Raw genomic sequence first — 25,621 nt, 5'->3', positions numbered from 1 at the left:
AATCTGGCAATAGATTTGCTTGACATTCGACCAAAATTCCGTCGTGCTATAGCGCCTGTAGGCCAAGACCTGTTAACTCAGTCACCTGAATTTTCGTGAACAGAGTCACGACAAGGGGTTGATATCCGCAGAGAGCGAGTCCATATCGGTAACTCGTTGCCAGTGGAAGGTTTATCAACGTGCGACGCATTCCTGGAAGAATCAAATTAGGTAAGGTGAATATGGGTAAAGCTCTTGTCATCGTTGAGTCCCCGGCAAAAGCCAAAACGATCAACAAGTATCTGGGTAGTGACTACGTGGTGAAATCCAGCGTCGGTCACATCCGCGATTTGCCGACCAGTGGCTCAGCTGCCAAAAAGAGTGCCGACTCTACCTCCACCAAGACGGCTAAAAAGCCTAAAAAGGATGAACGTGGCGCTCTCGTCAACCGTATGGGGGTTGACCCGTGGCACAATTGGGAGGCGCACTATGAAGTGTTGCCTGGTAAAGAGAAGGTCGTCTCTGAACTGAAACAACTGGCTGAAAAAGCCGACCACATCTATCTCGCAACCGACCTTGACCGCGAAGGGGAAGCCATTGCATGGCACCTGCGGGAAGTGATTGGTGGTGATGATGCGCGCTATAGCCGAGTGGTGTTTAACGAAATTACTAAAAACGCGATCCGCCAGGCATTTAACAAACCGGGTGAGCTGAATATTGATCGTGTTAATGCCCAGCAGGCGCGTCGCTTTATGGACCGCGTGGTGGGGTATATGGTTTCGCCGCTGCTATGGAAAAAGATCGCTCGTGGTCTGTCTGCCGGTCGTGTGCAGTCGGTGGCGGTTCGCCTGGTGGTCGAGCGTGAGCGTGAAATTAAAGCGTTCGTGCCGGAAGAGTTCTGGGAAGTCGATGCCAGCACGACCACGCCATCTGGTGAAGCGTTGGCGTTACAGGTCACTCATCAGAACGACAAACCGTTCCGTCCGGTCAACAAAGAACAAACTCAGGCTGCGGTAAGTCTGCTGGAAAAAGCGCGCTACAGCGTGCTGGAACGTGAAGACAAACCGACAACCAGTAAACCTGGCGCTCCTTTTATTACCTCTACGCTGCAACAAGCTGCCAGCACCCGTCTTGGATTTGGCGTGAAAAAAACCATGATGATGGCGCAGCGTTTGTATGAAGCAGGCTATATCACTTACATGCGTACCGACTCCACTAACCTGAGTCAGGACGCGGTAAATATGGTTCGCGGTTATATCAGCGATAATTTTGGTAAGAAATATCTGCCGGAAAGTCCGAATCAGTACGCCAGCAAAGAAAACTCACAGGAAGCGCACGAAGCGATTCGTCCTTCTGACGTCAATGTGATGGCGGAATCGCTGAAGGATATGGAAGCAGATGCGCAAAAACTGTACCAGTTAATCTGGCGTCAGTTCGTTGCCTGCCAGATGACCCCAGCGAAATATGACTCCACGACGCTGACCGTTGGTGCGGGCGATTTCCGCCTGAAAGCACGCGGTCGTATTTTACGCTTTGATGGCTGGACGAAAGTGATGCCTGCACTGCGTAAAGGCGATGAAGATCGTATCTTACCGGCAGTCGATAAAGGCGATGCTCTGACGCTCGTTGAACTGACACCAGCCCAGCACTTTACCAAGCCTCCAGCCCGTTTCAGTGAAGCATCGCTGGTTAAAGAACTGGAAAAACGCGGTATCGGTCGTCCTTCTACCTATGCGTCGATCATTTCGACCATTCAGGATCGTGGCTATGTGCGAGTAGAAAATCGTCGTTTCTATGCGGAAAAAATGGGTGAAATCGTCACCGATCGCCTGGAAGAGAATTTCCGTGAGTTAATGAACTACGACTTCACCGCGCAGATGGAAAACAGCCTCGACCAGGTGGCAAATCACGAAGCAGAGTGGAAAACTGTACTGGATCACTTCTTCTCGGATTTCACTCAGCAGTTAGATAAAGCTGAAAAAGATCCGGAAGAGGGTGGTATGCGCCCGAACCAGATGGTTCTGACCAGCATTGACTGCCCGACTTGTGGTCGCAAAATGGGGATTCGCACAGCGAGCACCGGGGTATTCCTTGGCTGTTCTGGTTATGCGCTGCCGCCGAAAGAGCGTTGCAAAACCACCATTAACCTGGTGCCGGAAAACGAAGTGCTGAACGTGCTGGAAGGCGAAGACGCTGAAACCAACGCGCTGCGCGCAAAACGTCGTTGCCCGAAATGCGGCACGGCGATGGACAGCTATCTCATCGATCCGAAACGTAAGTTGCATGTCTGTGGTAATAACCCAACCTGCGACGGTTACGAGATCGAAGAGGGCGAATTCCGCATTAAAGGTTATGACGGCCCGATCGTTGAGTGTGAAAAATGTGGTTCTGAAATGCACCTGAAAATGGGGCGTTTCGGTAAATACATGGCCTGCACCAACGAAGAGTGTAAAAACACACGTAAGATTTTACGTAACGGCGAAGTAGCACCACCGAAAGAAGATCCGGTGCCATTACCTGAGCTGCCGTGCGAAAAATCAGATGCTTATTTCGTGCTGCGTGACGGTGCTGCCGGTGTGTTCCTGGCTGCCAACACTTTCCCGAAATCGCGTGAAACACGTGCGCCACTGGTGGAAGAGCTTTATCGCTTCCGCGACCGTCTGCCGGAAAAACTGCGTTATCTGGCCGATGCGCCACAGCAGGATCCGGAAGGTAATAAGACCATGGTTCGCTTTAGCCGTAAAACCAAACAGCAATATGTCTCTTCGGAAAAAGACGGAAAGGCGACTGGCTGGTCAGCATTTTATGTTGATGGCAAATGGGTTGAAGGGAAAAAATAACCTTTAATTTTGTCAGGTTTTTATAAACAAAGGGTCGCGAAAGCGGCCCTTTTTTATTGCATATTATTTTTTCTTCACACCTATACACTAAGGCTATAAATGATATAGTGGTTATAGTTAGCCCCTTTTTTATTATTAAATCGTATTAGTCACCCGCCTGGCGTGACGAAAAAACGATGTTCTGATGGCGTCTAAGTGGATGGTTTAACATGAAATTACAACAACTTCGCTATATTGTTGAGGTGGTCAATCATAACCTGAATGTCTCATCAACAGCGGAAGGACTTTACACATCACAACCCGGGATCAGTAAACAAGTCAGAATGCTGGAAGACGAGCTAGGCATTCAAATTTTTTCCCGAAGCGGCAAGCACCTGACGCAGGTAACGCCAGCAGGACAAGAAATAATTCGTATCGCTCGCGAAGTCCTGTCGAAAGTCGATGCCATAAAATCGGTCGCCGGAGAGCACACCTGGCCGGATAAAGGCTCGCTGTATATCGCCACCACGCATACCCAGGCACGCTACGCGTTACCAAACGTCATCAAAGGCTTTATTGAGCGTTATCCTCGCGTTTCTTTGCATATGCACCAGGGCTCGCCGACACAAATTGCTGATGCCGTCTCTAAAGGCAATGCCGATTTCGCTATCGCCACAGAAGCGCTGCATCTGTATGAAGATTTAGTGATGTTACCGTGCTACCACTGGAATCGGGCTATTGTAGTCACTCCGGATCACCCGCTGGCAGGCAAAAAAGCCATTACCATTGAAGAACTGGCGCAATATCCGTTGGTGACATATACCTTCGGCTTTACCGGACGCTCAGAACTGGATACTGCCTTTAACCGCGCAGGGTTAACGCCGCGTATCGTCTTCACGGCAACGGATGCTGACGTCATTAAAACTTACGTCCGGTTAGGGCTGGGGGTAGGGGTCATTGCCAGCATGGCGGTGGATCCGGTCGCCGATCCCGACCTTGTGCGTGTTGATGCTCACGATATCTTCAGCCACAGTACAACCAAAATTGGTTTTCGCCGTAGTACTTTTTTGCGCAGTTATATGTATGATTTTATTCAGCGTTTTGCACCGCATTTAACGCGTGATGTCGTTGATGCGGCTGTCGCATTGCGCTCTAATGAAGAAATTGAGGCCATGTTTAAAGATATAAAACTGCCGGAAAAATAATTTCTTGCGTTATTTTCGGCACCTTTTATGTAGCGAAGGTGCCGGAATATGTTCTCTTTTGTTACTTATTTCTATACCGTGCACAATATTTTTACCCCTCATATTTATAGGGTAAATTACCTGTAAAGTAGTGTCTAATTACCCGCCTAGCAAATTCCCGTTTTCAAATATCTATTTCAGGTCAAAAGATTGAATTATTCACTGGCGACGATTCGTAAATTCGCTGGATTTTTGACTAAAGTTTCTTTAGGATTTGTCTCATCGTATGATTAATTACACCAATCGTTCAACGTCTTGCTGATAAGTGATGGCGATTATATGAGGTTAGCAATGCCTTCTGGAAATCAGGAACCCCGCCGCGATCCTGAATTAAAACGTAAAGCCTGGCTGGCGGTTTTTCTTGGTTCTGCACTTTTCTGGGTGGTTATCGCACTGCTGATTTGGAAAGTGTGGGGATAACTATGGTCGGTCAGGAGCAACTGGAGTCGTCACCATTATGTCAGCATAGTGATAATGAACCAGAAACGAAACGGGAATGTTCCGTCGTTATTCCAGACGACTGGCAACTAACATCGCAGCAGCAAGCCTTTATAGAACTGTTTGCTGAAGATGATCAGCCGAAACAATAATTATCATCATTCTTATTACCCATTTTTAATGAATTACAGGGCTTTTAATACACCGCAGCAATAACAGGTTGAGTTATCTCAACACAAAGTAATAACCGTTAAGGGTGTAGCCTATGATCAACACAAATATGAAATATTGGTCCTGGATGGGCGCGTTTTCTCTGTCAATGCTCTTCTGGGCCGAACTCCTCTGGATCATTACTCACTGATCCCTGACCCCTCTGCGGCGGGGGTTTTCATTTGCTTTCCACAAGGTTTCTCCTCTTTTATCAATTTGGGTTGTTATCAAATCGTTACGCGATGTTTGTGTTATCTTTAATACTCACCCTGAAGAGAATCAGGGCGTCGCAACCCTGTCATTAAGGAGGAGCTATGTCGTCAACCCTACGAGAAGCCAGTAAGGACACGTTGCAGGCCAAAGATAAAACTTACCACTACTACAGCCTGCCGCTTGCTGCCAAATCACTGGGCGATATCACCCGTCTACCCAAGTCACTCAAAGTTTTGCTCGAAAACCTGCTGCGTTGGCAGGATGGTAAATCGGTTACCGAAGAGGATATCCACGCGCTGGCGGGATGGCTGAAAAATGCCCATGCTGACCGTGAAATTGCCTACCGCCCGGCAAGAGTGCTGATGCAGGACTTTACCGGCGTACCTGCCGTTGTTGATCTGGCGGCAATGCGCGAAGCGGTTAAACGCCTCGGCGGCGATACTGCAAAGGTTAACCCGCTCTCACCGGTCGACCTGGTCATTGACCACTCGGTGACCGTCGATCGTTTTGGTGATGATGAGGCATTTGAAGAAAACGTGCGCCTGGAAATGGAGCGCAACCACGAACGTTATGTGTTCCTGAAATGGGGAAAGCAGGCGTTCAGTCGTTTTAGCGTCGTGCCGCCAGGCACAGGCATTTGCCATCAGGTTAACCTCGAATATCTCGGCAAAGCAGTGTGGAGCGAATTGCAGGACGGTGAATGGATTGCTTATCCGGATACACTCGTTGGTACTGACTCGCACACCACCATGATCAACGGCCTTGGCGTGCTGGGGTGGGGCGTTGGTGGGATCGAAGCCGAAGCCGCAATGTTAGGCCAGCCGGTTTCCATGCTTATCCCGGACGTAGTGGGCTTTAAACTCACCGGAAAATTACGTGAAGGTATTACCGCCACAGACCTGGTTCTCACCGTTACCCAAATGCTGCGCAAACATGGCGTGGTGGGGAAATTCGTCGAATTTTATGGTGATGGGCTGGATTCACTACCGCTGGCGGATCGCGCCACCATTGCCAATATGTCGCCAGAATATGGTGCCACCTGTGGCTTCTTCCCAATCGATGCTGTCACCCTCGATTACATGCGTTTAAGCGGGCGCAGCGAAGATCAGGTCGAGTTGGTCGAAAAATATGCCAAAGCGCAGGGCATGTGGCGTAACCCGGGCGATGAACCGATTTTTACCAGTACGTTAGAACTGGATATGAATGACGTTGAAGCGAGCCTGGCAGGGCCAAAACGCCCACAGGATCGCGTTGCACTGCCCGATGTACCAAAAGCATTTGCCGCCAGTAACGAACTGGAAGTAAATGCCACGCATAAAGATCGCCAGCCGGTCGATTATGTTATGAACGGACATCAGTATCAGTTACCTGATGGCGCGGTGGTCATTGCTGCGATAACGTCGTGCACCAACACCTCTAACCCAAGTGTGCTGATGGCCGCAGGTTTGCTGGCGAAAAAAGCTGTAACTCTGGGCCTCAAGCGGCAACCGTGGGTCAAAGCGTCGCTGGCACCAGGCTCGAAAGTCGTTTCTGATTATCTGGCAAAAGCGAAACTGACACCGTATCTCGATGAACTGGGGTTTAACCTTGTGGGATACGGTTGTACCACCTGTATTGGTAACTCTGGTCCATTGCCCGATCCTATCGAAACGGCAATCAAAAAAGGCGATTTAACCGTCGGTGCGGTGCTGTCCGGCAACCGTAACTTTGAAGGCCGTATCCATCCGCTGGTTAAAACTAACTGGCTGGCCTCGCCGCCGCTGGTGGTTGCCTATGCGCTAGCGGGAAATATGAATATTAACCTCGCTTCTGAGCCTATTGGTCACGATCGTAAAGGCGACCCGGTATATCTGAAAGATATCTGGCCCTCGGCACAAGAAATTGCCCGTGCGGTAGAACAAGTCTCCACAGAAATGTTCCGCAAAGAGTACGCAGAAGTTTTTGAAGGCACAGCAGAGTGGAAGGAAATTAACGTCACACGATCCGATACCTACGGTTGGCAGGAAGATTCAACTTATATTCGCTTATCGCCTTTCTTTGATGAAATGCAGGCAACACCAGCACCTGTGGAAGATATTCACGGTGCGCGGATCCTCGCAATGCTGGGGGATTCAGTCACCACTGACCATATCTCTCCGGCGGGCAGCATTAAGCCCGATAGCCCGGCGGGGCGATATCTACAAGGTCGGGGTGTTGAGCGCAAAGACTTTAACTCCTACGGTTCGCGGCGTGGTAACCATGAAGTGATGATGCGCGGCACCTTCGCCAATATTCGCATCCGTAATGAAATGGTGCCAGGCGTTGAAGGGGGGATGACGCGGCATTTACCTGACAGCGAGGTCATCTCTATTTATGATGCCGCGATGCGCTATAAGCAGGAGCAAACGCCGCTGGCGGTGATTGCCGGGAAAGAGTATGGATCAGGCTCCAGCCGTGACTGGGCGGCAAAAGGTCCGCGTCTACTTGGCATTCGTGTGGTGATTGCCGAATCGTTTGAACGAATTCACCGTTCGAATTTAATTGGCATGGGCATCCTGCCGCTGGAATTTCCGCAAGGCGTAACGCGTAAAACGTTAGGGCTAACCGGGGAAGAGAAGATTGATATTGGCGATCTGCAAAATCTACAGCCCGGCGCGACGGTTCCGGTGACGCTTACGCGCGCGCATGGTAGCCAGGAAGTCGTACCCTGCCGTTGTCGTATCGACACCGCGACGGAGTTGACCTACTACCAGAACGACGGCATTTTGCATTATGTCATTCGTAATATGTTGAAGTAACGAGTATTTGCTTGCCGGTTATTTTGCTTCCGGCAAGCAAATGAATTACACAATGCAAGAGGGTTATTTGTTCAGCAAATGACCCATTTTCTCGGCTTTGGTATCGAGATAATGTTCGTTATTGGGGTTACGACCTACAATCAACGGTACGCGTTCAACAATATTAATCCCTGCTTCGGTCAGAATTTCGACTTTTTTCGGGTTGTTGGTTAACAAGCGGACTTCATTGACGCCAAGGAGTTTGAACATATCAGCGCAAAGAGTGAAGTCGCGCTCATCAGCGGCGAAGCCTAACTGGTGGTTAGCCTCTACAGTATCGTAACCTTGATCCTGCAGTGCATAAGCGCGGATTTTATTCAGCAGACCAATGTTACGACCTTCCTGACGGTGATACAGCAAAATACCACGGCCTTCTTCGGCAATTTGCGTCAGTGCCGCTTCGAGCTGGAAGCCACAATCGCAGCGCAAGCTGAACAGGGCGTCACCGGTCAGACATTCGGAATGGACGCGCGCAAGTACCGGGGTATGCCCGGAAATATCGCCATAGACTAGCGCGACATGATCGTGTCCGGTTGCCAGTTCTTCAAATCCCACCATCAGGAAATCGCCCCATGGGGTTGGCAGTTTGGCTTCTGCCACACGTTTAAGCTGCATGAAATTCTCCAGATAATGCTGGTTCTGTATTGGCTTATTTTGCCATAACGAGAAGGGGTTCACCTAATCACGACGCGTCGATCGTTCACGGAATGGCACAAATCTGTCAATTTTTCCTGGAACTGGCATTTTCAGTTATGATTGTGGGACTTATCAAAAAGGAGAGGCCATGCGTTCGATTGCCAGACGTACCGCAGTGGGAACTGCACTATTGCTTGTTATGCCAGTAGCCGTATGGATTTCTGGCTGGCGTTGGCAACCTGGAGAACAAAGTTGGTTACTAAAAGCGGCTTTTTGGGTTACTGAAACTGTCACCCAGCCCTGGGGCGTCATTACACATTTGATTTTATTCGGCTGGTTTCTCTGGTGTCTGCGTTTTCGCATTAAGGCTGCCTTTGTATTATTTGCCATTCTGGCGGCGGCAATCCTTGTGGGACAAGGCGTTAAATCCTGGATCAAAGACAAAGTCCAGGAACCACGACCTTTTGTTATCTGGCTGGAAAAAACACATCATATTCCGGTTGATGAGTTCTACACTTTAAAGCGAGCAGAACGCGGAAATCTAGTGAAAGAACAGTTGGCTGAAGAGAAAAATATCCCACAATATTTGCGTTCACACTGGCAGAAAGAGACGGGGTTTGCCTTTCCTTCCGGTCACACGATGTTTGCTGCCAGTTGGGCACTGCTGGCCGTTGGTTTGCTGTGGCCGCGTCGGCGAACGTTAACCATTGCTATCTTGTTGGTCTGGGCAACTGGAGTCATGGGAAGCCGCCTGCTGCTCGGGATGCATTGGCCACGCGATCTGGTAGTAGCTACGTTGATTTCGTGGGCGCTGGTGGCGGTGGCAACGTGGCTTGCGCAACGAATTTGTGGGCCATTAACACCACCTGCGGAAGAAAATCGCGAAATAGCGCAACGAGAACAAGAAAGTTAACGCTGGTTGATTTTCCGAATTTAGCCCTTAAATCATCAACAATGCGCGTGGATGCCATTTCGCAGACGGCGCGAAAATGGTACTTTAAAGGGCTATTGCGGTAAGTTGACCATAATTTATTCGCTCTAACCACATAACGGGAAGTAATGTGAAATATTTACTCATTTTCTTACTGGTGTTAGCGATCTTCGTGATTTCGGTTACGTTAGGTGCGCAGAACGATCAACAGGTGACGTTTAATTATCTGTTAGCGCAAGGGGAGTACCGTATTTCCACATTGCTGGCGGTATTGTTTGCTGCGGGGTTTGCTATCGGTTGGTTGATTTGTGGCCTGTTCTGGCTGCGAGTTCGTGTTTCCCTGGCGCGCGCTGAACGTAAAATAAAGCGACTGGAAAACCAGCTTTCACCCGCGACTGACGTGGCTGTAGCGCCGCACTCGTCAGCGGCGAAGGAATAACTTTCTATGCTGGAGTTGTTGTTTCTGCTTTTGCCTGTAGCCGCTGCCTATGGCTGGTATATGGGCCGCAGAAGTGCGCAACAAAACAAGCAAGATGAAGCCAACCGCTTGTCGCGTGATTACGTAGCGGGGGTTAACTTCCTGCTTAGTAATCAACAGGATAAAGCGGTAGATCTGTTTCTCGATATGCTTAAAGAGGATACAGGTACCGTTGAAGCCCACCTTACGCTCGGAAACCTGTTCCGTTCGCGTGGCGAAGTTGATCGCGCTATTCGCATCCATCAGACCCTAATGGAAAGCGCCTCGCTGACCTATGAACAGCGGCTTTTGGCGATTCAACAACTGGGGCGTGATTACATGGCTGCCGGGTTATACGACCGCGCGGAAGACATGTTCAATCAGCTGACCGATGAAACTGACTTCCGCATTGGCGCGCTGCAACAGTTGCTACAAATCTACCAGGCTACCAGCGAGTGGCAGAAAGCAATTGATGTTGCCGAACGCCTGGTGAAGCTGGGTAAAGATAAACAGCGCGTCGAAATTGCCCATTTCTACTGTGAGTTAGCTCTGCAGCATATGGCCAGCGACGATCTCGATCGTGCCATGACTTTGCTAAAAAAAGGTGCGGCGGCAGATAAAAACAGCGCCCGCGTATCCATCATGATGGGACGCGTGTTTATGGCGAAAGGAGAATACGCCAAAGCCGTCGAAAGTCTGCAACGTGTCATATCCCAGGACAGAGAACTGGTCAGCGAAACGCTGGAAATGCTGCAAACCTGCTACCAGCAGTTGGGTAAAACTGCCGAATGGGCAGAGTTCCTGCAGCGCGCGGTGGAAGAGAACACCGGTGCCGATGCTGAACTGATGCTTGCGGACATCATCGAAGCGCGCGACGGTAGTGAGGCCGCACAGGTCTATATTACGCGTCAGCTTCAGCGTCATCCGACCATGCGTGTGTTCCATAAGCTAATGGATTACCACTTAAATGAAGCGGAAGAAGGGCGTGCCAAAGAGAGTCTGATGGTGCTGCGTGACATGGTTGGCGAGAAGGTGCGGAGTAAGCCTCGTTATCGCTGCCAGAAATGTGGGTTTACCGCATACACTCTCTACTGGCATTGTCCGTCTTGTCGGGCCTGGTCAACCATTAAACCGATTCGCGGTCTTGATGGCCTGTAATTTTTAAAAAAATCCGACTTTAGTTACAACATACTAATTGTTGATGTTCCATTGTGCTCCGGTAGCTCGGGCGCAGAAAAGCCTGCCAGGGGAGAAATCGCAACTGTTAATTTTTTATTTCCACGGGTAGAATGCTCGCCGTTTACCTGTTTCGCGCCACTTCCGGTGCCCATCATCAAGAAGGTCTGGTCATGACGTTAACTGCTTCATCTTCTTCCCGCGCTGTTACGAATTCTCCTGTGGTTGTTGCCCTTGATTATCATAATCGTGATGCCGCGCTGGCCTTTGTCGACAAGATCGACCCACGCGATTGTCGTCTGAAAGTCGGCAAAGAGATGTTTACGCTGTTTGGACCTCAATTTGTACGCGAACTTCAACAGCGTGGTTTTGATATCTTCCTCGACCTGAAATTTCACGATATTCCCAACACTGCAGCGCACGCTGTCGCTGCTGCAGCTGACTTAGGCGTGTGGATGGTGAATGTTCACGCCTCCGGTGGGGCGCGTATGATGACCGCAGCGCGTGAGGCACTGGTTCCGTTTGGCAAAGATGCACCGCTTTTGATTGCTGTGACAGTATTGACCAGCATGGAAGCCAGCGACCTGGCCGATCTTGGCGTGACACTGTCACCTGCAGATTATGCAGAACGTCTGGCGGCACTGACGCAAAAATGTGGCCTTGATGGTGTGGTGTGTTCTGCTCAGGAAGCTGTGCGCTTTAAACAGGTATTCGGTCAGGAGTTCAAACTGGTTACACCGGGCATTCGTCCGCAGGGGAGTGAAGCAGGTGACCAGCGCCGCATTATGACGCCAGAACAGGCGTTGGCGGCTGGTGTTGATTATATGGTGATTGGTCGCCCGGTAACGCAATCGGTAGATCCAGCGCAGACGCTGAAAGCGATCAACGCCTCTTTACAGCGGAGTGCATGATGAGTGATTCCAACAGCCGTCTGGTCTACTCAACGGAAACCGGACGTATTGATGAGCCAAAAGCGGCCCCTGTACGCCCTAAAGGCGACGGTGTGGTGCGTATTCAGCGTCAGACCAGTGGACGTAAAGGTAAGGGCGTTTGCCTGATTACCGGTGTCGATCTCGATGATGCCGAACTGACGAAACTGGCAGCGGAACTGAAGAAAAAATGCGGCTGCGGCGGAGCAGTTAAAGATGGAATTATTGAAATCCAGGGCGATAAGCGTGATTTATTAAAATCACTGCTTGAAGCGAAAGGGATGAAGGTAAAACTCGCAGGCGGCTAACATAAAAAGCCACGGATATATCCGTGGCTTTCGAATATTTTACTGTGTGTATTATTCAGTTATTTCGTACTGAACAGAATCAAGCGTATTATAATTGCGAGTTGATAATCGACATTTATTTACGATTATTTACCGACCTGGTGACCAATAACACCACCGATGGCTGCACCACCTAATGTACCCAACGTACTGCCATCGGTCAGTACTGCACCGCCTAATGCACCTGCGCCCGCGCCAATTGCGGTGTTACGGTCTCGTTTAGACCAGTTAGAACAGGCACTCAGAGACATTGCCAGGGTAATTGCCAGAACAGCCGCGGTCATTTTTTTGCTCGTTACAAACATAATACTCTCTCCTGAATTTATGATTCACGGAAGTAAGCTCTCTATAACTATAATAGCTAAGAATAAGCCTGGTGAAATTATTCCGTGAAATCCGCTCGCGCGCAGGGTTATATCACGCAGGTGATAATGACTTCCTGTTATATCGCTGATAATAATTTTATATCTTGAGAGTGTTAATAACAGGTAAATAGTCTTAATTATCAACCAGGAATCATCTTAGAGCGGATGATTTGCAAAACAGCAAATCATCCGTAGAGAAGGGAAATGGTTAAATGTCAACGACGTGAACGGTGAGTTTACTGTGCTCAAGATGCATCAGATCGCTGGCGCGTATTTTCGAATCGGTAATCACGCGATTGAATCGCTCAACGGGGCCGATGGAGTATGAATGTACAGCACCAAATTTCGAGCTGTCAGTCAGGACTATCGCTTCGCACTCTTTTTCCAGCACGGCATTGACCACATCGGTACGCATCATATCGCGACCGGTAAACCCAGTTTCAGGTTGCCAGCCATCAATACCAATAAATGCTTTGCTGAAATGCACCTGTTGGATGCACTGGCGTGTCAAAGGACCAACCATACTTTCGCTTTTTTTCTGGTACACGCCACCGAGCAAAATAACTTCACAAGGCGCGTCTTTCAGCAAATGCGCGATGTAGCTGCTGACCGTGATGATCGTGACATTTTTCTTCTGCTCGCCCAGAGTCCGGGCGAGCAGGGCATTGCTGCTGCCATTTTCGATAAAGATGGTTTCGCCCGGTTGAACCAGTGACGCGGCAAACTCGGCGAGTTCACGCTTCAGCGTATAGTTGCTCATCATACGAGTTTCGACGTCATCACTATCAAGCGATACTGCAAAGCCATGTGCACGGCGGAGGTAACTCAGTTTTTCGAGGGTGTTGAGATCCTGGCGAATGGTAACTTCAGAAACTCCAGTGGCTTTTGCCAGATCGGTTACGCTAACCTGACCCTGGTCAATGACCATCTGTAGAATAGTTTGTTGTCGGGAATTCATCGCTGTAATTCTTATAACGTTATAATACTAAATAAAAAAATACTGACGCGCCGGGCATCCTCAAATAGGAAAACCTGAAGGCACGATTGTTAAATCTCCCACGGTGCCTTCGGGATGTCTGGCGTAGATTCAGCAACCTGGCGCAAGAGTTCTGCTTTAAGTATCTCGAGATTATGGATCGCAGAGTGGTAATCGCCTGCCACAAGGATATCTAACACAATATCAATACGTTCGGCAACGCGCTGGGCATCAAATTCAGACATCAAGGACATCCTTATAGCAAAAGGGGGAAAATGAATAATGCAAAAATTGCCGCTAAAAGAGAAGTGTTTAACAGCAACGGCTAATTATCATCCAGTAATACGATATATAATGACGGAATATATCGCTAAGTATATATATTCATCTACTTATGCGCGCTTCAGATAGCGTTTATACCAGCGTTCGAAGGCGACGGCGGGCATCGGTTTGGCAAACAAAAATCCTTGCCGCTCATTGATCCCGTTCTTGGTTAAAAAAGCATCTTCCTTTTTACTCTCCACACCTTCAGCGATCACCTGAAGATTCAATGCCTGTGCCACAGCGACGATCGCCCGGACCAGTGACTGCGAGACAGGCTGTTTGTGAATATCCCGAACAAAAACCTGGTCAAGTTTGATGGCATCGATCGGAAAGCGCGCCAGTTGCGAAAGTGAAGAGTAGCCGGTACCAAAATCGTCCAGATGCACTTGCGCACCTAGTTGGCTAAATTGTTGAATAACAGACAGTGCAAGTTCATCATTCTCAATCAGGCAGCTCTCCGTCAGTTCAACATCAATAGGGCAGTATTCAAAATTGAGTTCCTGGAGAACCTGTTTCAGGGCGGTGAAAATGGTTTGATCGGCGAGCTGACGTGCAGAAATGTTTACCGCCACTCGCAGGTTAATACCTTTATCCCGCCACTTTGCCACCTGGCGTACGACATCGAGAATCACCCAACGGCCTAAAGGCACAATTAGCCCTGACTCTTCGGCGTAGGAAATGAAGTCCAACGGTGGAATCAACCCACGTTCAGGTGACTGCCAACGTACTAGTGCTTCCAGACTGCGCACTTCGCCACGCCAGGTGATTTTCGGTTGATAGTGAATAACCAACTGATCGTTTTCCAGTGCTTTACGCAAGTTGGTATCCAGCCAGAGATATTCAAATACCCGCTGATTCATTTCTGGAGTAAAAACGCAAAATTGTCCTCGTCCGCCTTCCTTCGCTGTGTACATTGCTGTGTCGGCGTGACGAATAATAGCCGCGCTGTCCGAACCATGTTCGGGAGAGAGTGAAATACCCACTGAACAGCTGGTATAAACTTCAATTAAACCAATGCGGAAGGGGAGTCGTAAGCGGGTCAAAATTCGTGATGCCATTGCTTCCAGCGCGCTTTGTGAGGTATTGGATGCCAGTACCAGAAACTCATCGCCACCTGGACGCGCCAACACTTGGTCATGTTCGAGACAGCTTAAAATAGCCAATGACACGTCGCGTAATAACTGGTCACCAAACAAATGCCCATAGGCGTCGTTGACCTTTTTAAAATTATCCAAATCAAGATACACAACCCCAACTTTATTGTTATCTGCATGATTAATAGCGTGATCGATTAACTCCTGCATTGCGTTACGATTCGGCAGTCCGGTGATACTGTCGGTATTTGCCAGAATACGCAGTCGCTCCTGAGCGCGGCGCTCTTCGGTAATGTCGGTGCCGGAACAGATTAAAAAAATCTCGTTTTTGCCACTGCCGCTGTGGACAAATTTATTGCGAAACAGAAACAGCCGCTGGCCTTTACGTGTTGGTATCCACAGTTCGACTTCATATGCATTGCCGCTTCGAAAAAATACACGGTTATTGCGCCTGGATGCCGCAGCTTCACGACGGCTCATAAACAGTTTAAACACGCTTTGCCCAATGACGTCATGTTCTTTCAACCCTGTGTAATCTTCACATAACCGATTGAAGCGTTGGATATTCCCCCGGCTGTCGAGAATCACTATTGCGGAATGTGCTTCAGAAACTACCTGCTCAGCAAAGGAAAGTCCGTGTGATAAATCACGAGCAACTGCTGGTGTGTCATGCCATGCAGACGCGTTGCCAGCCCATTCCCGTTTATTGATTTTTCGTCCTACCAGATGCACAGAAAGATCGCTTTCATCGACGGTCAGACTCATCATCAGGCTGGAGGTGATGACCGTCATTTCCCTGATGCGAGCAGCCTGTTCGGCAGATAACTGCAAAGTACGATCAGGTTCTGTGGTTTCGGTGGTAGAAAAGCGCAAAACATCGCTGCTTTCCGTTAACCGCCAGTATGGATTGTGCGATCCGAGAAAGTTGTACAACGTTGTGGACTCCCTAACGGTTTTCATGATGCATATCCTCCGGTTAACAGCGGAGTCCGCGGTTAAATAAAAGGAACAACATGACTTACATGAAATTAACGGCGGCTAAACGCATTGTTTTTTTTATATATTTATTTGTAATCCAGTTTTGGAAAAACGCCAGTTTTCAAACGAAAGTCAGTTAAAAAAACTGCCGGGATATGACGAAGGTGGAGCGGGGAAATAAACGGCCCATTCATGAGGAATGGGCCGTGAAAGGAGATTACGCGACCGGGCGCGCAATAATGCTGCGGGTTTCCATGCGGACTTCGGCAATGGTGACGTCAATAACGTCAGTCACTTTGTAAGCCGTTTCACCTTTAATTTGTACAGTGCCGTTTTCCTGGCTGCAAACCAGTTCATCGCGCACAGCGTGTAAGAAAGGTGCCGGAATAAAGGCGATAGCGCCGTTATCAACCAAACGCACACGCATGCCGCCACGGCTGATATCGACAATTTCCGCCGCGAAACGGGTGTCGGTCCCGGCTTTGTCTTTCAGGAAGCGTGCGTATAACCAGTCGCCAACATCACGTTCTGCCATCCGGTTGAGACGGCGACGCTCGGCCATTTGGACAGTGATTTCATCCTGTGGACGCGTCGCAGTTTCGCCTTTGATAACCGCTTTTAGCAGACGGTGGTTGATCATGTCGCCATATTTACGGATCGGCGAAGTCCAGGTGGCGTATGCCTCCAGACCGAGGCCAAAGTGAGGACCGGGTTCAGTGCTAATTTCAGCAAATGACTGGAAGCGACGAATGCGGCTGTCGAGGAAACCAGTTGGTTGCGCATCCAGTTCACGACGCAGTTTGCAGAAACCGTCCAGCGTGAGCACTTCTTCGGCATCGACATGCAGACCGTGGGTTTTCAGCAACGCTGCCAGCGCGTCGGCATTCGCCGGATCAAAGCCCATATGCACGTTATAGATGCCAAAACCGAGCTTATCGCGCAGTACGCGGGCCGCACAAATGTTAGCGGCAATCATCGCTTCTTCGACGATACGGTTGGCAATGCGACGAGGCTCGGCGACGATATCCAGCACTTCACCTTTTTCACCGAGAATAAAGCGGTAATCCGGGCGATCTTTAAACACCAGTGCGTGGTTATGACGCCACTCGCCGCGGCGTTGGCAAATTTGCGCTAGCAAACGGACTTGTTCGGCAATTGCTTCGCTTTCAGGCTGCCAGTCACCGGTATTTTCCAGCCAGTCAGAAACCTGGTCATACACCAGCTTCGCTTTGGATTCGATGGTGGCGGCAAAGAATTCGATATTATCTTCAATGGTGCCATCAGCGGAGAGCGTCATGCGGCATGCCAGTACCGGGCGGACTTCATTGGCGCGCAGTGAGCAGAGATCGTCAGAAAGCTCGCGAGGCAGCATAGGGATGTTGAAGCCAGGCAGATAGTTGGTGAATGCGCGAATTTTCGCGGCTTTGTCCAGCTTGCTGCCTTCAGCAATCCACGCGGTTGGATCGGCAATCGCCACAATCAGCTGAAGTTTGTCATCCGGCAACGCCTTAGCGAAAAGGGCGTCATCCATATCTTCTGTGCTGGCACTGTCGATGGTGACAAAATCCAGCGCAGTCAGATCTTCACGAACCAGACCTTCATCGAGCATTTCGGTAGCGACGCCGTCTGGTGCTTCTTTTTCCAGATTATGGCGCGCAAGGGTAACCCACCACGGTACAAAGTGATCGTCACCAAAAGTGATGTATTGTGTCAGTTCAGCATAGAAAGAACGATCGCCTTTCAGCGGATGACGGCGCATTTCGGCAACCGCCCAGTCGCCTTCTTTAAACTCGTGGTTCAGGCCACGGGCTGCGCGGCAAGGAATGGCGTCTTTTAAGAGTGGATGATCAGGAACGATGGCCAGACGGTCATTTTTGCCCTGAACTTTACCCACGAAACGAGTCAGGAACGGTTCAACCAGTTCTTCTGGCTCTGCGGATTCACGTTCTTTTTCACTGTGGATCACCGCGATAATTCGGTCGCCATGCATGACTTTTTTCATCTGCGGCGGCGGAATGAAATAACTTTTTTGCGCGTCGACTTCCAGGAAGCCAAAGCCTTTTTCTGTGGCTTTTACCACCCCTTCAGCGCGTGGCGTCTGGGAATGCAGTTGCTGTTTAAGCTGCGCTAGCAGCGGGTTGTCCTGAAACATAATTGTCTATTTTGGTAGCCATTAGAGCGGCTGACAGTTTTACGCGAATCTGTCTGACGCGGCAAGGTTAATATGTCTCACCCAACGCGATTTTTAAGCGATTTATCCAGCCACACAGCCCGCTCCATACCAGCAGATTAATAATCTGCGTTGATGATTTTTCGTGTTCGAGTAATGGGCTGAACTGGGCGGCGCTAAAGCGATCGGGTGCTCGGGTCAGCCATTGTATCGCCTGAACGGTAGCGCGCTCAACAGAATGACGGTCAGCCCATTGGTTAATTTCATTTTCGCCCGCGCTGATTTTTTTATATTCATTTGATGAATCCATACAGGTGGCAAAACAAGCAGGACTGCCATTTATCCGCGCGCATAACAACGCCGCAAGCTGATTATCCGGCTGTGTATTGACCCGTGTGCTGTTTAGCAACTTTTCGAGAAGGGAAAGTGAAATAGGGTGGAGAGAGAGTGTTTCGGCCAGTTGGCAAAGTTCTGCAGTTGAACTTTTTGTGTGCTCTTCAGGGAGTTTTTCCACCTCATAGCTGCTTCGCCAGCGTAATGATTCATCAGCAAACAGTGACGCGTCGGCGTAGTTTTGTATCTCCAGCCCGGGTAACCAGCGTACTGGATGCCCGAGATAAGCCTGAAATGTTGCAATTGTCCGCGCCTGAAAGCCAATAAAACCAATGATTTGGTTAATGATCACACAGTCACAGGCAGTAAGACCAACGTCATTCAGATGCTGGCGCGATCGGTTGTCGATAATAGAAGGCGAGCTAGCCAGTTGGCGGGCATATTGCGTGATTTGTGCCAACCGATGATTACTTTCCCTGGAGGAATCAGGCCCGGGGAGCGGCGTAAGTCGCGCCGAATAGTAGTTACATAACCGTTGGACGCCGCAAACCTGAGCAACCGTCAGGGCCGTCGACAAGCGTTCATAAGCGGTGAAGGTCTGTGAACGGGTCACGGTAAGCTGGTCAGGGAACAACTCTACTGCAAGAACGCGCGCAGGGACCAGCCATGAAAGGAAGGGTGCCAGCGTTTCTTCATCAAGGATCACGTCGAGCAGAAAGGGATCGCTGACCTTTGCGGCTTCCGGGACCAGAGGCAGAACGTCATACTCCGCAGTACTGGATTGCGTTTCATGATACCAGTGGCTTTTGCCGGTGATGTGGCGTTGTTCCATGGGCGCTCCTTGGTCGTAAAGGAAATCGTTATCCTGACGCAAGGCGGGAAGGGGAGAAAGACGGATCGGCGATAACAAATATCAGAAAGGTATAACAGAGATAACGGGCGGCAGAACGCCGCCCATCTTTACCAACAGAACGATTATTTCAGTTCGAGTTCGTTCATTGCAGCGATGCTGAAACCGCCGTCAACGTGGACCACTTCACCGGAGATACCGGCAGAGAGATCGGAGCACAGGAATGCCGCGGAGTTACCCACATCTTCAATAGTAACGGTACGGCGAATCGGGGTAACGGCTTCGCAATGAGCCAGCATTTTGCGGAAGTCTTTGATACCGGAAGCCGCCAGAGTACGGATCGGACCCGCAGAGATGGCGTTAACACGCACACCTTCCGGACCCATCGCGTTCGCCATATAGCGCACGTTCGCTTCCAGAGACGCTTTTGCCAGACCCATAACGTTGTAGTTCGGGATAGCGCGCTCAGCGCCAAGGTAGGAAAGGGTCAGCAGGGCAGAACCCGGATTCAGCATGGAGCGGCAAGCTTTTGCCATTGCAACGAAGCTGTAGGAGCTGATGTCGTGGGCAATTTTGAAGCCTTCACGGGTAACGGCGTTAACATAGTCACCATCCAGCTGATCGCCAGGTGCAAAACCAATAGAGTGTACGAAACCGTCAAATTTCGGCCAAACTTTCCCCAGTTCAGCGAACATGGTGTCGATGCTGGCATCTTCGGCAACATCGCACTGCAGAACGATGTCAGAACCCAATTGAGCGGCAAATTCTTCTACGCGGCCTTTCAGTTTGTCGTTCTGGTAGGTGAATGCCAGTTCAGCTCCTTCGCGGTGCATCGCCTGAGCGATACCGTAGGCGATGGACAGTTTGCTGGCAACACCGGTTACCAGAATGCGCTTACCGGAAAGAAAACCCATAGCTTTAATCCTTATTGTTGATGCTTGTTGTGCCTGAAAATCAGGCGATTCGTCGTTTTAGTAAACAGTACGAACAGATAAACGGTTATTATAATCAACCTGGCTGTGGGTGGCTATAGTTGCGCTTTCTGTACCGGAGAGAAGCTGCGGAACAGAGCATTTTGCGTTATCTACTCTTGATGCCTGCAAGGGGTAGGTTGGGGAAATATCTTATAGAATCTGACTATGAAACTATTCGTATTAGCTCCGATAAGTTTGATGATGAAAACAGAACTGGCGACAACAAGTCGCTGCCTTTCTGATGAATTGACCCCAACTTAATATTGTCAACTATCTTCACAGAATCTCCACAATCTCTTCATTATCAGAATATGCACCATGAATAAGATAAAAATACTTTCCATTACTTTGGAGAAACGTATAATCAGCAAAAATGAGAACGATCATTCTCACCAAGTGATAGGCCAGGAGACAGAAATGACCAGCAAGCTGGAGATACGCCACAAACAGCGTCAGGATGAAATCATTAACGCCGCCCGTCGGTGTTTTCGTCGCTGCGGGTTTCATGCCGCCAGTATGTCGCAAATTGCCAGCGAAGCTCAGCTTAGCGTGGGTCAGATATATCGTTACTTCGCCAACAAAGACGCCATTATTGAAGAGATGGTTCGCCGTATCATCGACTTTCGTATTGCCCAAATGGACATTGACGCGCGTACCGATCACTTCCCGGAAGTCCTTGCCTTGCGTAAATCCTTAAATGAGGACGACGACGCGCTGATGCTGGAAGTGGCTGCAGAAGCCACACGCAACCCGCGGGTTATGGCAATGCTTGAAGAAGCTGACGCCAGAATGTTCGCTAACGGTTGTGCACATATGAAAAGAATGCATCCCCATCTTAGCGACGAGCACATTCGTTGCTGCGTTGAAGTGTTTGCTACCATGATGGAAGGTACGGTTTATCGTCGTTTAACACCACAAAAAAGCGATCCACAACATCTGCAGGAAATATATCAGGATATTGTTAGTATGTTGATAAATAAATAAGAACAGAATTAACCAATAGCGGGGGATATTAATCCCCCTTATTTCATTGCGAAATTCATTTCGCGATGCGGGTTCGTTATAACTGAATATCCCTGACATATCCTCATTAATTTCAATGAGGAGGGTATTTCTCACCCTGGAGAAAATAATGAAGTATATAGCAACATCTGTAGTGGCAATGCTGCTCTTATCGGGTTGTGATAATACGCAAAGTAACAATTCATCCCCGTCAGAAACAGAAGTCGGCGTTGTTACGCTCAAATCTCAACCGATTTCGGTAGTCAGTGAATTAACCGGACGTACCAGTGCTGCGCTCAGTGCTGAAGTACGTCCGCAGGTTGGGGGAATTATCCAGAAACGCTTATTTAAGGAAGGTGATCTGGTCAAGGCTGGACAGCCTCTCTACCAGATTGATGCGGCCAGTTATCAGGCTGCATGGAATGAAGCTCGGGCAGCATTACAACAAGCACAGGCACTGGTAAAAGCCGATTGCCAGAAAGCGCAGCGTTATGCCCGACTGGTGAAAGAGAACGGTGTTTCACAACAGGATGCTGATGATGCTCAGTCTACCTGTGCACAAGATAAAGCCAGTGTAGAGGCGAAAAAAGCCGCACTGGAAACTGCGCGCATTAATCTTGACTGGACCACGGTAACCGCACCGATTTCGGGGCGTATTGGTATTTCGTCGGTAACCCCTGGCGCACTGGTGACCGCGTCGCAGGATACAGCGTTAACGACTATTCGTGGTCTGGATACAATGTATGTCGACCTCACTCGCTCCAGTGTCGATTTATTACGTCTGCGTAAACAGTCACTGGCGACCAACAGTGACACCATGAGCGTCTCACTTATTCTGGAAGATGGCACAACCTACAGCGAAAAAGGGCGTCTGGAACTCACCGAAGTCGCGGTGGATGAGTCTACCGGTTCGGTGACATTACGGGCAATTTTCCCCAATCCACAACAGCAGTTATTACCGGGAATGTTTGTTCGCGCTCGTGTCGATGAAGGCGTGATGGAAAACGCTATTCTCGCGCCTCAACAGGGCGTTACGCGCGATGCTAAAGGCAATGCAACTGCGCTGGTGGTGAATAAAGACAATAAAGTAGAGCAGCGAACGCTCGAAACGGGAGAAACGTATGGTGATAAATGGCTGGTGCTGAACGGCCTGCACAACGGCGACCGACTGATTGTTGAAGGTTCTGCCAAAGTCACTTCAGGGCAGACCGTCAAGGCTGTTGAAGTTCAGGCTAATGGAGGCAATGCCTGATGTTTTCGCGCTTTTTTGTTCGCCGCCCGGTCTTTGCCTGGGTTATCGCCATTTTGATTATGTTGGCGGGGATTCTGGCTATTCGCACATTGCCCGTCGCGCAATATCCTGACGTTGCGCCACCGACCATTAAAATTTCAGCCACTTATACTGGTGCTTCTGCCGAAACGCTGGAGAACAGCGTGACTCAGGTTATCGAGCAACAACTCACTGGGCTTGATAATTTACTCTATTTCAGCTCAACCAGTAGCTCTGATGGTTCGGTCAGTATTAATGTGACCTTTGAACAAGGTACCGATCCAGATACTGCACAGGTTCAGGTGCAGAATAAAATTCAGCAGGCGGAGTCGCGCCTACCCAGCGAAGTGCAGCAAACGGGTGTTACGGTGGAGAAATCACAAAGCAACTTTTTGCTGATTGCTGCCGTGTATGACACCACTGACAAAGCCTCCAGTTCGGATATCGCCGACTGGCTGGTCAGTAACGTTCAGGACCCGCTGGCGCGTGTTGAAGGTGTGGGGAGTCTGCAAGTCTTTGGCGCGGAATACGCTATGCGCATCTGGCTTGACCCGGCCAAACTGGCGTCTTACTCGCTGATGCCTTCAGACGTGCAAAGTGCTATTGAAGCGCAAAACGTGCAGGTTACTGCCGGGAAAATAGGGGCATTGCCTTCACCGGATACTCAGCAACTGACCGCAACGGTACGTGCGCAGTCTCGTTTGCAGACGGTGGATCAGTTCAAAAATATTATCGTGAAAAGCCAGTCAGACGGCGCAGTTGTTCGTATAAAAGATGTGGCTCGCGTTGAGATGGGCAGTGAAGATTATACCGCTATCGGCAAACTTAACGGTCACCCGTCTGCCGGGGTTGCTGTAATGCTTTCGCCCGGTGCGAATGCGCTGAATACGGCGACGCTGGTCAAGGATAAGATTGCCGAATTCCAGCGGAACATGCCGCAGGGATACGACATCGCATACCCGAAAGACAGCACTGAATTTATTAAAATCTCCGTAGAGGACGTAATTCAGACGCTGTTTGAAGCCATCGTATTGGTGGTTTGCGTGATGTATTTATTCCTGCAAAACCTGCGTGCCACACTGATTCCGGCGTTAGCTGTCCCCGTCGTTTTGCTGGGCACATTCGGCGTTCTTGCGTTGTTTGGCTATTCGATTAATACCCTGACGTTGTTTGCAATGGTGCTGGCGATCGGCTTGCTGGTGGACGATGCCATTGTGGTGGTGGAGAACGTTGAACGCATTATGCGTGACGAAGGGTTGCCCGCGCGTGAAGCCACGGAAAAATCAATGGGCGAGATTTCTGGCGCACTGGTTGCCATTGCGCTGGTGTTGTCAGCCGTATTCCTGCCTATGGCCTTCTTTGGGGGATCTACGGGGGTAATTTATCGTCAGTTTTCGATAACCATTATCTCCGCAATGCTGCTTTCCGTGGTAGTGGCATTGACCTTGACTCCCGCCCTGTGCGGTTCCGTCCTCCAGCATGTTCCGCCACATAAAAAAGGCTTTTTCGGCGCATTTAACCGCTTTTACCGTCGTACTGAAGATAAATATCAGCGAGGCGTAATTTATGTCCTGCGCCGTGCTGCTCGAACGATGGGGCTTTATGTCGTACTGGGTGGTGGAATGGCCCTGATGATGTGGAAACTGCCGGGCAGTTTCTTACCCACTGAAGACCAGGGCGAAATCATGGTGCAGTACACGCTGCCGGCCGGGGCGACCGCTGCCCGTACAGCAGAAGTGAATCGCCAGATTGTTGACTGGTTCCTGATTAACGAGAAAGCAAATACCGATGTCATCTTTACCGTTGATGGTTTCAGTTTTAGCGGCAGCGGACAGAACACCGGGATGGCGTTTGTTTCGTTGAAAAACTGGTCTCAACGTAAAGGGGCAGAAAACACCGCCCAGGCTATCGCCCTACGGGCAACCAAAGAGCTGGGCACAATTCGTGATGCCACGGTATTTGCGATGACGCCGCCAGCCGTTGATGGGCTGGGGCAAAGCAATGGTTTTACGTTTGAATTGTTAGCTAACGGTGGAACCGATCGTGAAACACTGCTGCAAATGCGTAATCAGTTGATAGAAAAAGCGAATCAAAGTCCGGAGTTACATTCTGTACGCGCCAATGATTTGCCACAAATGCCGCAATTGCAGGTAGATATTGATAGCAATAAAGCGGTGTCATTAGGGTTGAGTTTGAATGATGTCACCGACACCCTGTCCAGTGCGTGGGGCGGTACTTATGTGAATGACTTTATTGACCGTGGTCGTGTGAAAAAAGTCTACATTCAGGGCGACAGTGAATTTCGTTCCGCGCCGTCAGACTTAGGTAAATGGTTTGTGCGCGGTAGCGATAACGCCATGACACCATTCTCTGCTTTTGCGACCACCCGCTGGCTGTATGGACCGGAAAGACTGGTGCGCTACAACGGCTCGGCAGCCTATGAAATTCAGGGCGAAAACGCGACTGGCTTTAGTTCCGGCGATGCAATGACAAAAATGGAGGAACTGGCAAACAGTCTTCCTGCGGGAACAACATGGGCCTGGAGTGGTTTGTCATTGCAGGAGAAACTGGCCAGCGGTCAGGCATTAAGTCTGTATGCAGTTTCTATTCTGGTGGTTTTCCTCTGCCTTGCAGCACTGTACGAAAGCTGGTCAGTCCCGTTCTCGGTCATTCTGGTGATCCCTCTGGGGCTTCTTGGCGCGGCGCTGGCGGCCTGGATGCGTGATTTAAACAACGACGTTTACTTTCAGGTAGCGCTATTAACTACTATCGGCTTGTCGTCGAAAAACGCCATTCTGATTGTGGAATTTGCTGAAGCGGCGGTTGCAGAGGGCTATTCCTTGAGTCGTGCGGCATTACGCGCGGCGCAGACTCGTTTACGCCCAATCATCATGACCTCGCTGGCGTTTATTGCGGGGGTAATGCCGCTGGCGATAGCAACTGGCGCAGGGGCGAACAGCCGCATCGCCATTGGTACGGGCATTATTGGCGGCACGCTGACCGCTACATTACTGGCCATTTTCTTCGTTCCTCTGTTTTTTGTACTGGTGAAACGTTTGTTTGCCGGTAAACCGCGCCGTCAGGAGTAAG

24 protein-coding genes are annotated in these 25,621 nt (G+C 49.8%); 16 read left to right on the top strand and 8 right to left on the bottom strand.

Features of this window, described 5'->3' with window-relative positions; translation table 11 throughout:
• The first annotated feature begins 221 nt into the window (after positions 1-221).
• The 6 genes from topA (at position 222) to acnA (ending at position 7,680) form a co-directional block, all read left to right on the top strand.
• Entirely contained in the window at positions 222-2,819 is a 2,598-nt protein-coding gene (gene topA / locus ACJHYW_RS13230) for a type I DNA topoisomerase (RefSeq protein WP_001361672.1), read from the top strand.
• A gap of 209 nt (positions 2,820-3,028) precedes the next feature.
• Complete coding sequence (cysB, locus tag ACJHYW_RS13225) at positions 3,029-4,003, top strand: HTH-type transcriptional regulator CysB (protein ID WP_000776252.1); 975 nt, start codon at positions 3,029-3,031, stop codon at positions 4,001-4,003.
• Positions 4,004-4,321: 318 nt separating this feature from the next.
• The gene (locus ACJHYW_RS13220; protein ID WP_212734155.1) at positions 4,322-4,462 is read left to right on the top strand and encodes a YmiA family putative membrane protein; all 141 of its coding nucleotides are present in this window, start codon (positions 4,322-4,324) and stop codon (positions 4,460-4,462) included.
• 2 nt (positions 4,463-4,464) lie between these two features.
• Positions 4,465-4,632: a protein YciX gene (yciX, locus tag ACJHYW_RS13215; RefSeq protein WP_000233043.1), complete on the top strand. Its 168-nt coding sequence runs from the start codon at positions 4,465-4,467 to the stop codon at positions 4,630-4,632.
• A 113-nt stretch (positions 4,633-4,745) separates the two neighbouring features.
• Entirely contained in the window at positions 4,746-4,841 is a 96-nt protein-coding gene (gene ymiC, locus ACJHYW_RS13210) for a small membrane protein YmiC (protein WP_001310756.1), read from the top strand.
• 163 nt (positions 4,842-5,004) lie between these two features.
• Positions 5,005-7,680 carry an aconitate hydratase AcnA gene (gene acnA / locus ACJHYW_RS13205; RefSeq protein WP_000099488.1) on the top strand — a complete coding sequence of 892 codons (2,676 nt, stop codon included), beginning with the start codon at positions 5,005-5,007 and terminating at the stop codon, positions 7,678-7,680.
• A gap of 63 nt (positions 7,681-7,743) precedes the next feature.
• On the opposite strand, the gene ribA is transcribed toward acnA, so the two are convergent.
• Positions 7,744-8,334 carry a GTP cyclohydrolase II gene (gene ribA / locus ACJHYW_RS13200; protein WP_001176295.1) on the bottom strand — a complete coding sequence of 197 codons (591 nt, stop codon included), beginning with the start codon at positions 8,332-8,334 and terminating at the stop codon, positions 7,744-7,746.
• Positions 8,335-8,503: 169 nt separating this feature from the next.
• On the opposite strand from ribA, the gene pgpB reads away from it, so the two are divergent.
• The 5 genes from pgpB (at position 8,504) to yciH (ending at position 12,156) form a co-directional block, all read left to right on the top strand.
• Complete coding sequence (gene pgpB / locus ACJHYW_RS13195; protein WP_001256556.1) at positions 8,504-9,268, top strand: phosphatidylglycerophosphatase B; 765 nt, start codon at positions 8,504-8,506, stop codon at positions 9,266-9,268.
• Positions 9,269-9,416: 148 nt separating this feature from the next.
• Positions 9,417-9,725, top strand: a complete 309-nt coding sequence (gene lapA / locus ACJHYW_RS13190; protein WP_000876284.1) for a lipopolysaccharide assembly protein LapA — start codon at positions 9,417-9,419, stop codon at positions 9,723-9,725.
• 6 nt (positions 9,726-9,731) lie between these two features.
• Positions 9,732-10,901 (top strand): lipopolysaccharide assembly protein LapB, encoded by a 1,170-nt coding sequence (lapB, locus tag ACJHYW_RS13185; protein ID WP_000891353.1) that lies wholly within the window; start codon positions 9,732-9,734, stop codon positions 10,899-10,901.
• A 191-nt stretch (positions 10,902-11,092) separates the two neighbouring features.
• The gene (gene pyrF / locus ACJHYW_RS13180; RefSeq protein ID WP_000176265.1) at positions 11,093-11,830 is read left to right on the top strand and encodes an orotidine-5'-phosphate decarboxylase; all 738 of its coding nucleotides are present in this window, start codon (positions 11,093-11,095) and stop codon (positions 11,828-11,830) included.
• Positions 11,830-12,156, top strand: coding sequence for a stress response translation initiation inhibitor YciH (yciH, locus tag ACJHYW_RS13175; RefSeq protein ID WP_001353236.1), 327 nt, complete (start codon positions 11,830-11,832; stop codon positions 12,154-12,156). Before pyrF ends, yciH begins: the two co-directional genes overlap by 1 nt.
• A 125-nt stretch (positions 12,157-12,281) precedes the next feature.
• On the opposite strand, the gene osmB is transcribed toward yciH, so the two are convergent.
• The 3 genes from osmB to yciZ all read right to left on the bottom strand — a co-directional run bounded on the left by osmB (position 12,282) and on the right by yciZ (position 13,781).
• On the bottom strand, positions 12,282-12,500 hold the full coding sequence (gene osmB / locus ACJHYW_RS13170) for an osmotically-inducible lipoprotein OsmB (RefSeq protein ID WP_000498251.1): 219 nt from the start codon (positions 12,498-12,500) through the stop codon (positions 12,282-12,284).
• 268 nt (positions 12,501-12,768) lie between these two features.
• Positions 12,769-13,518, bottom strand: a complete 750-nt coding sequence (locus ACJHYW_RS13165) for a DNA-binding transcriptional regulator YciT (RefSeq protein ID WP_001088621.1) — start codon at positions 13,516-13,518, stop codon at positions 12,769-12,771.
• 89 nt (positions 13,519-13,607) lie between these two features.
• Entirely contained in the window at positions 13,608-13,781 is a 174-nt protein-coding gene (gene yciZ, locus ACJHYW_RS13160) for a protein YciZ (RefSeq protein ID WP_001288368.1), read from the bottom strand.
• A gap of 37 nt (positions 13,782-13,818) precedes the next feature.
• Between yciZ and ymiD the strand changes: the two genes are divergently transcribed.
• Complete coding sequence (gene ymiD / locus ACJHYW_RS13155; protein WP_023143869.1) at positions 13,819-13,947, top strand: protein YmiD; 129 nt, start codon at positions 13,819-13,821, stop codon at positions 13,945-13,947.
• Here the strand turns inward: ymiD and pdeR are convergent.
• Positions 13,929-15,914 (bottom strand): cyclic di-GMP phosphodiesterase, encoded by a 1,986-nt coding sequence (gene pdeR / locus ACJHYW_RS13150; RefSeq protein ID WP_061092957.1) that lies wholly within the window; start codon positions 15,912-15,914, stop codon positions 13,929-13,931. The two genes, ymiD and pdeR, sit on opposite strands and share 19 nt — an antisense overlap.
• Positions 15,915-15,967: 53 nt before the next feature.
• Here pdeR and ACJHYW_RS13145 point away from each other — a divergent pair, with 53 nt between their 5' ends.
• Positions 15,968-16,072 carry a hypothetical protein gene (locus tag ACJHYW_RS13145; RefSeq protein ID WP_000221855.1) on the top strand — a complete coding sequence of 35 codons (105 nt, stop codon included), beginning with the start codon at positions 15,968-15,970 and terminating at the stop codon, positions 16,070-16,072.
• Between the two features lie 77 nt (positions 16,073-16,149).
• Here the strand turns inward: ACJHYW_RS13145 and rnb are convergent, their stop codons facing one another.
• From rnb to fabI, 3 genes are all read right to left on the bottom strand, one after another.
• Entirely contained in the window at positions 16,150-18,084 is a 1,935-nt protein-coding gene (rnb, locus tag ACJHYW_RS13140) for an exoribonuclease II (RefSeq protein ID WP_000484983.1), read from the bottom strand.
• Positions 18,085-18,151: 67 nt separating this feature from the next.
• Entirely contained in the window at positions 18,152-19,267 is a 1,116-nt protein-coding gene (locus ACJHYW_RS13135; RefSeq protein WP_001361675.1) for a carboxymuconolactone decarboxylase family protein, read from the bottom strand.
• 143 nt (positions 19,268-19,410) lie between these two features.
• Complete coding sequence (fabI, locus tag ACJHYW_RS13130) at positions 19,411-20,199, bottom strand: enoyl-ACP reductase FabI (RefSeq protein WP_000506490.1); 789 nt, start codon at positions 20,197-20,199, stop codon at positions 19,411-19,413.
• Positions 20,200-20,676: 477 nt separating this feature from the next.
• Between fabI and ACJHYW_RS13125 the strand changes: the two genes are divergently transcribed.
• The 3 genes from ACJHYW_RS13125 (at position 20,677) to ACJHYW_RS13115 (ending at position 25,620) form a co-directional block, all read left to right on the top strand.
• On the top strand, positions 20,677-21,243 hold the full coding sequence (locus ACJHYW_RS13125) for a TetR/AcrR family transcriptional regulator (RefSeq protein ID WP_000202113.1): 567 nt from the start codon (positions 20,677-20,679) through the stop codon (positions 21,241-21,243).
• Positions 21,244-21,391: 148 nt separating this feature from the next.
• Positions 21,392-22,513 (top strand): efflux RND transporter periplasmic adaptor subunit, encoded by a 1,122-nt coding sequence (locus tag ACJHYW_RS13120; protein ID WP_000873797.1) that lies wholly within the window; start codon positions 21,392-21,394, stop codon positions 22,511-22,513.
• A complete protein-coding gene (locus tag ACJHYW_RS13115) occupies positions 22,513-25,620 on the top strand; it encodes an efflux RND transporter permease subunit (RefSeq protein ID WP_000492807.1) in 3,108 nt (1,035 codons plus the stop codon). Before ACJHYW_RS13120 ends, ACJHYW_RS13115 begins: the two co-directional genes overlap by 1 nt.
• The last annotated feature ends 1 nt before the right edge of the window (position 25,621 follow it).

The organism is Escherichia sp. WS3063, from assembly GCF_046486595.1.
GTDB lineage: Bacteria > Pseudomonadota > Gammaproteobacteria > Enterobacterales > Enterobacteriaceae > Escherichia > Escherichia coli.
This window is presented reverse-complemented; position numbering and strand designations above follow the sequence as displayed.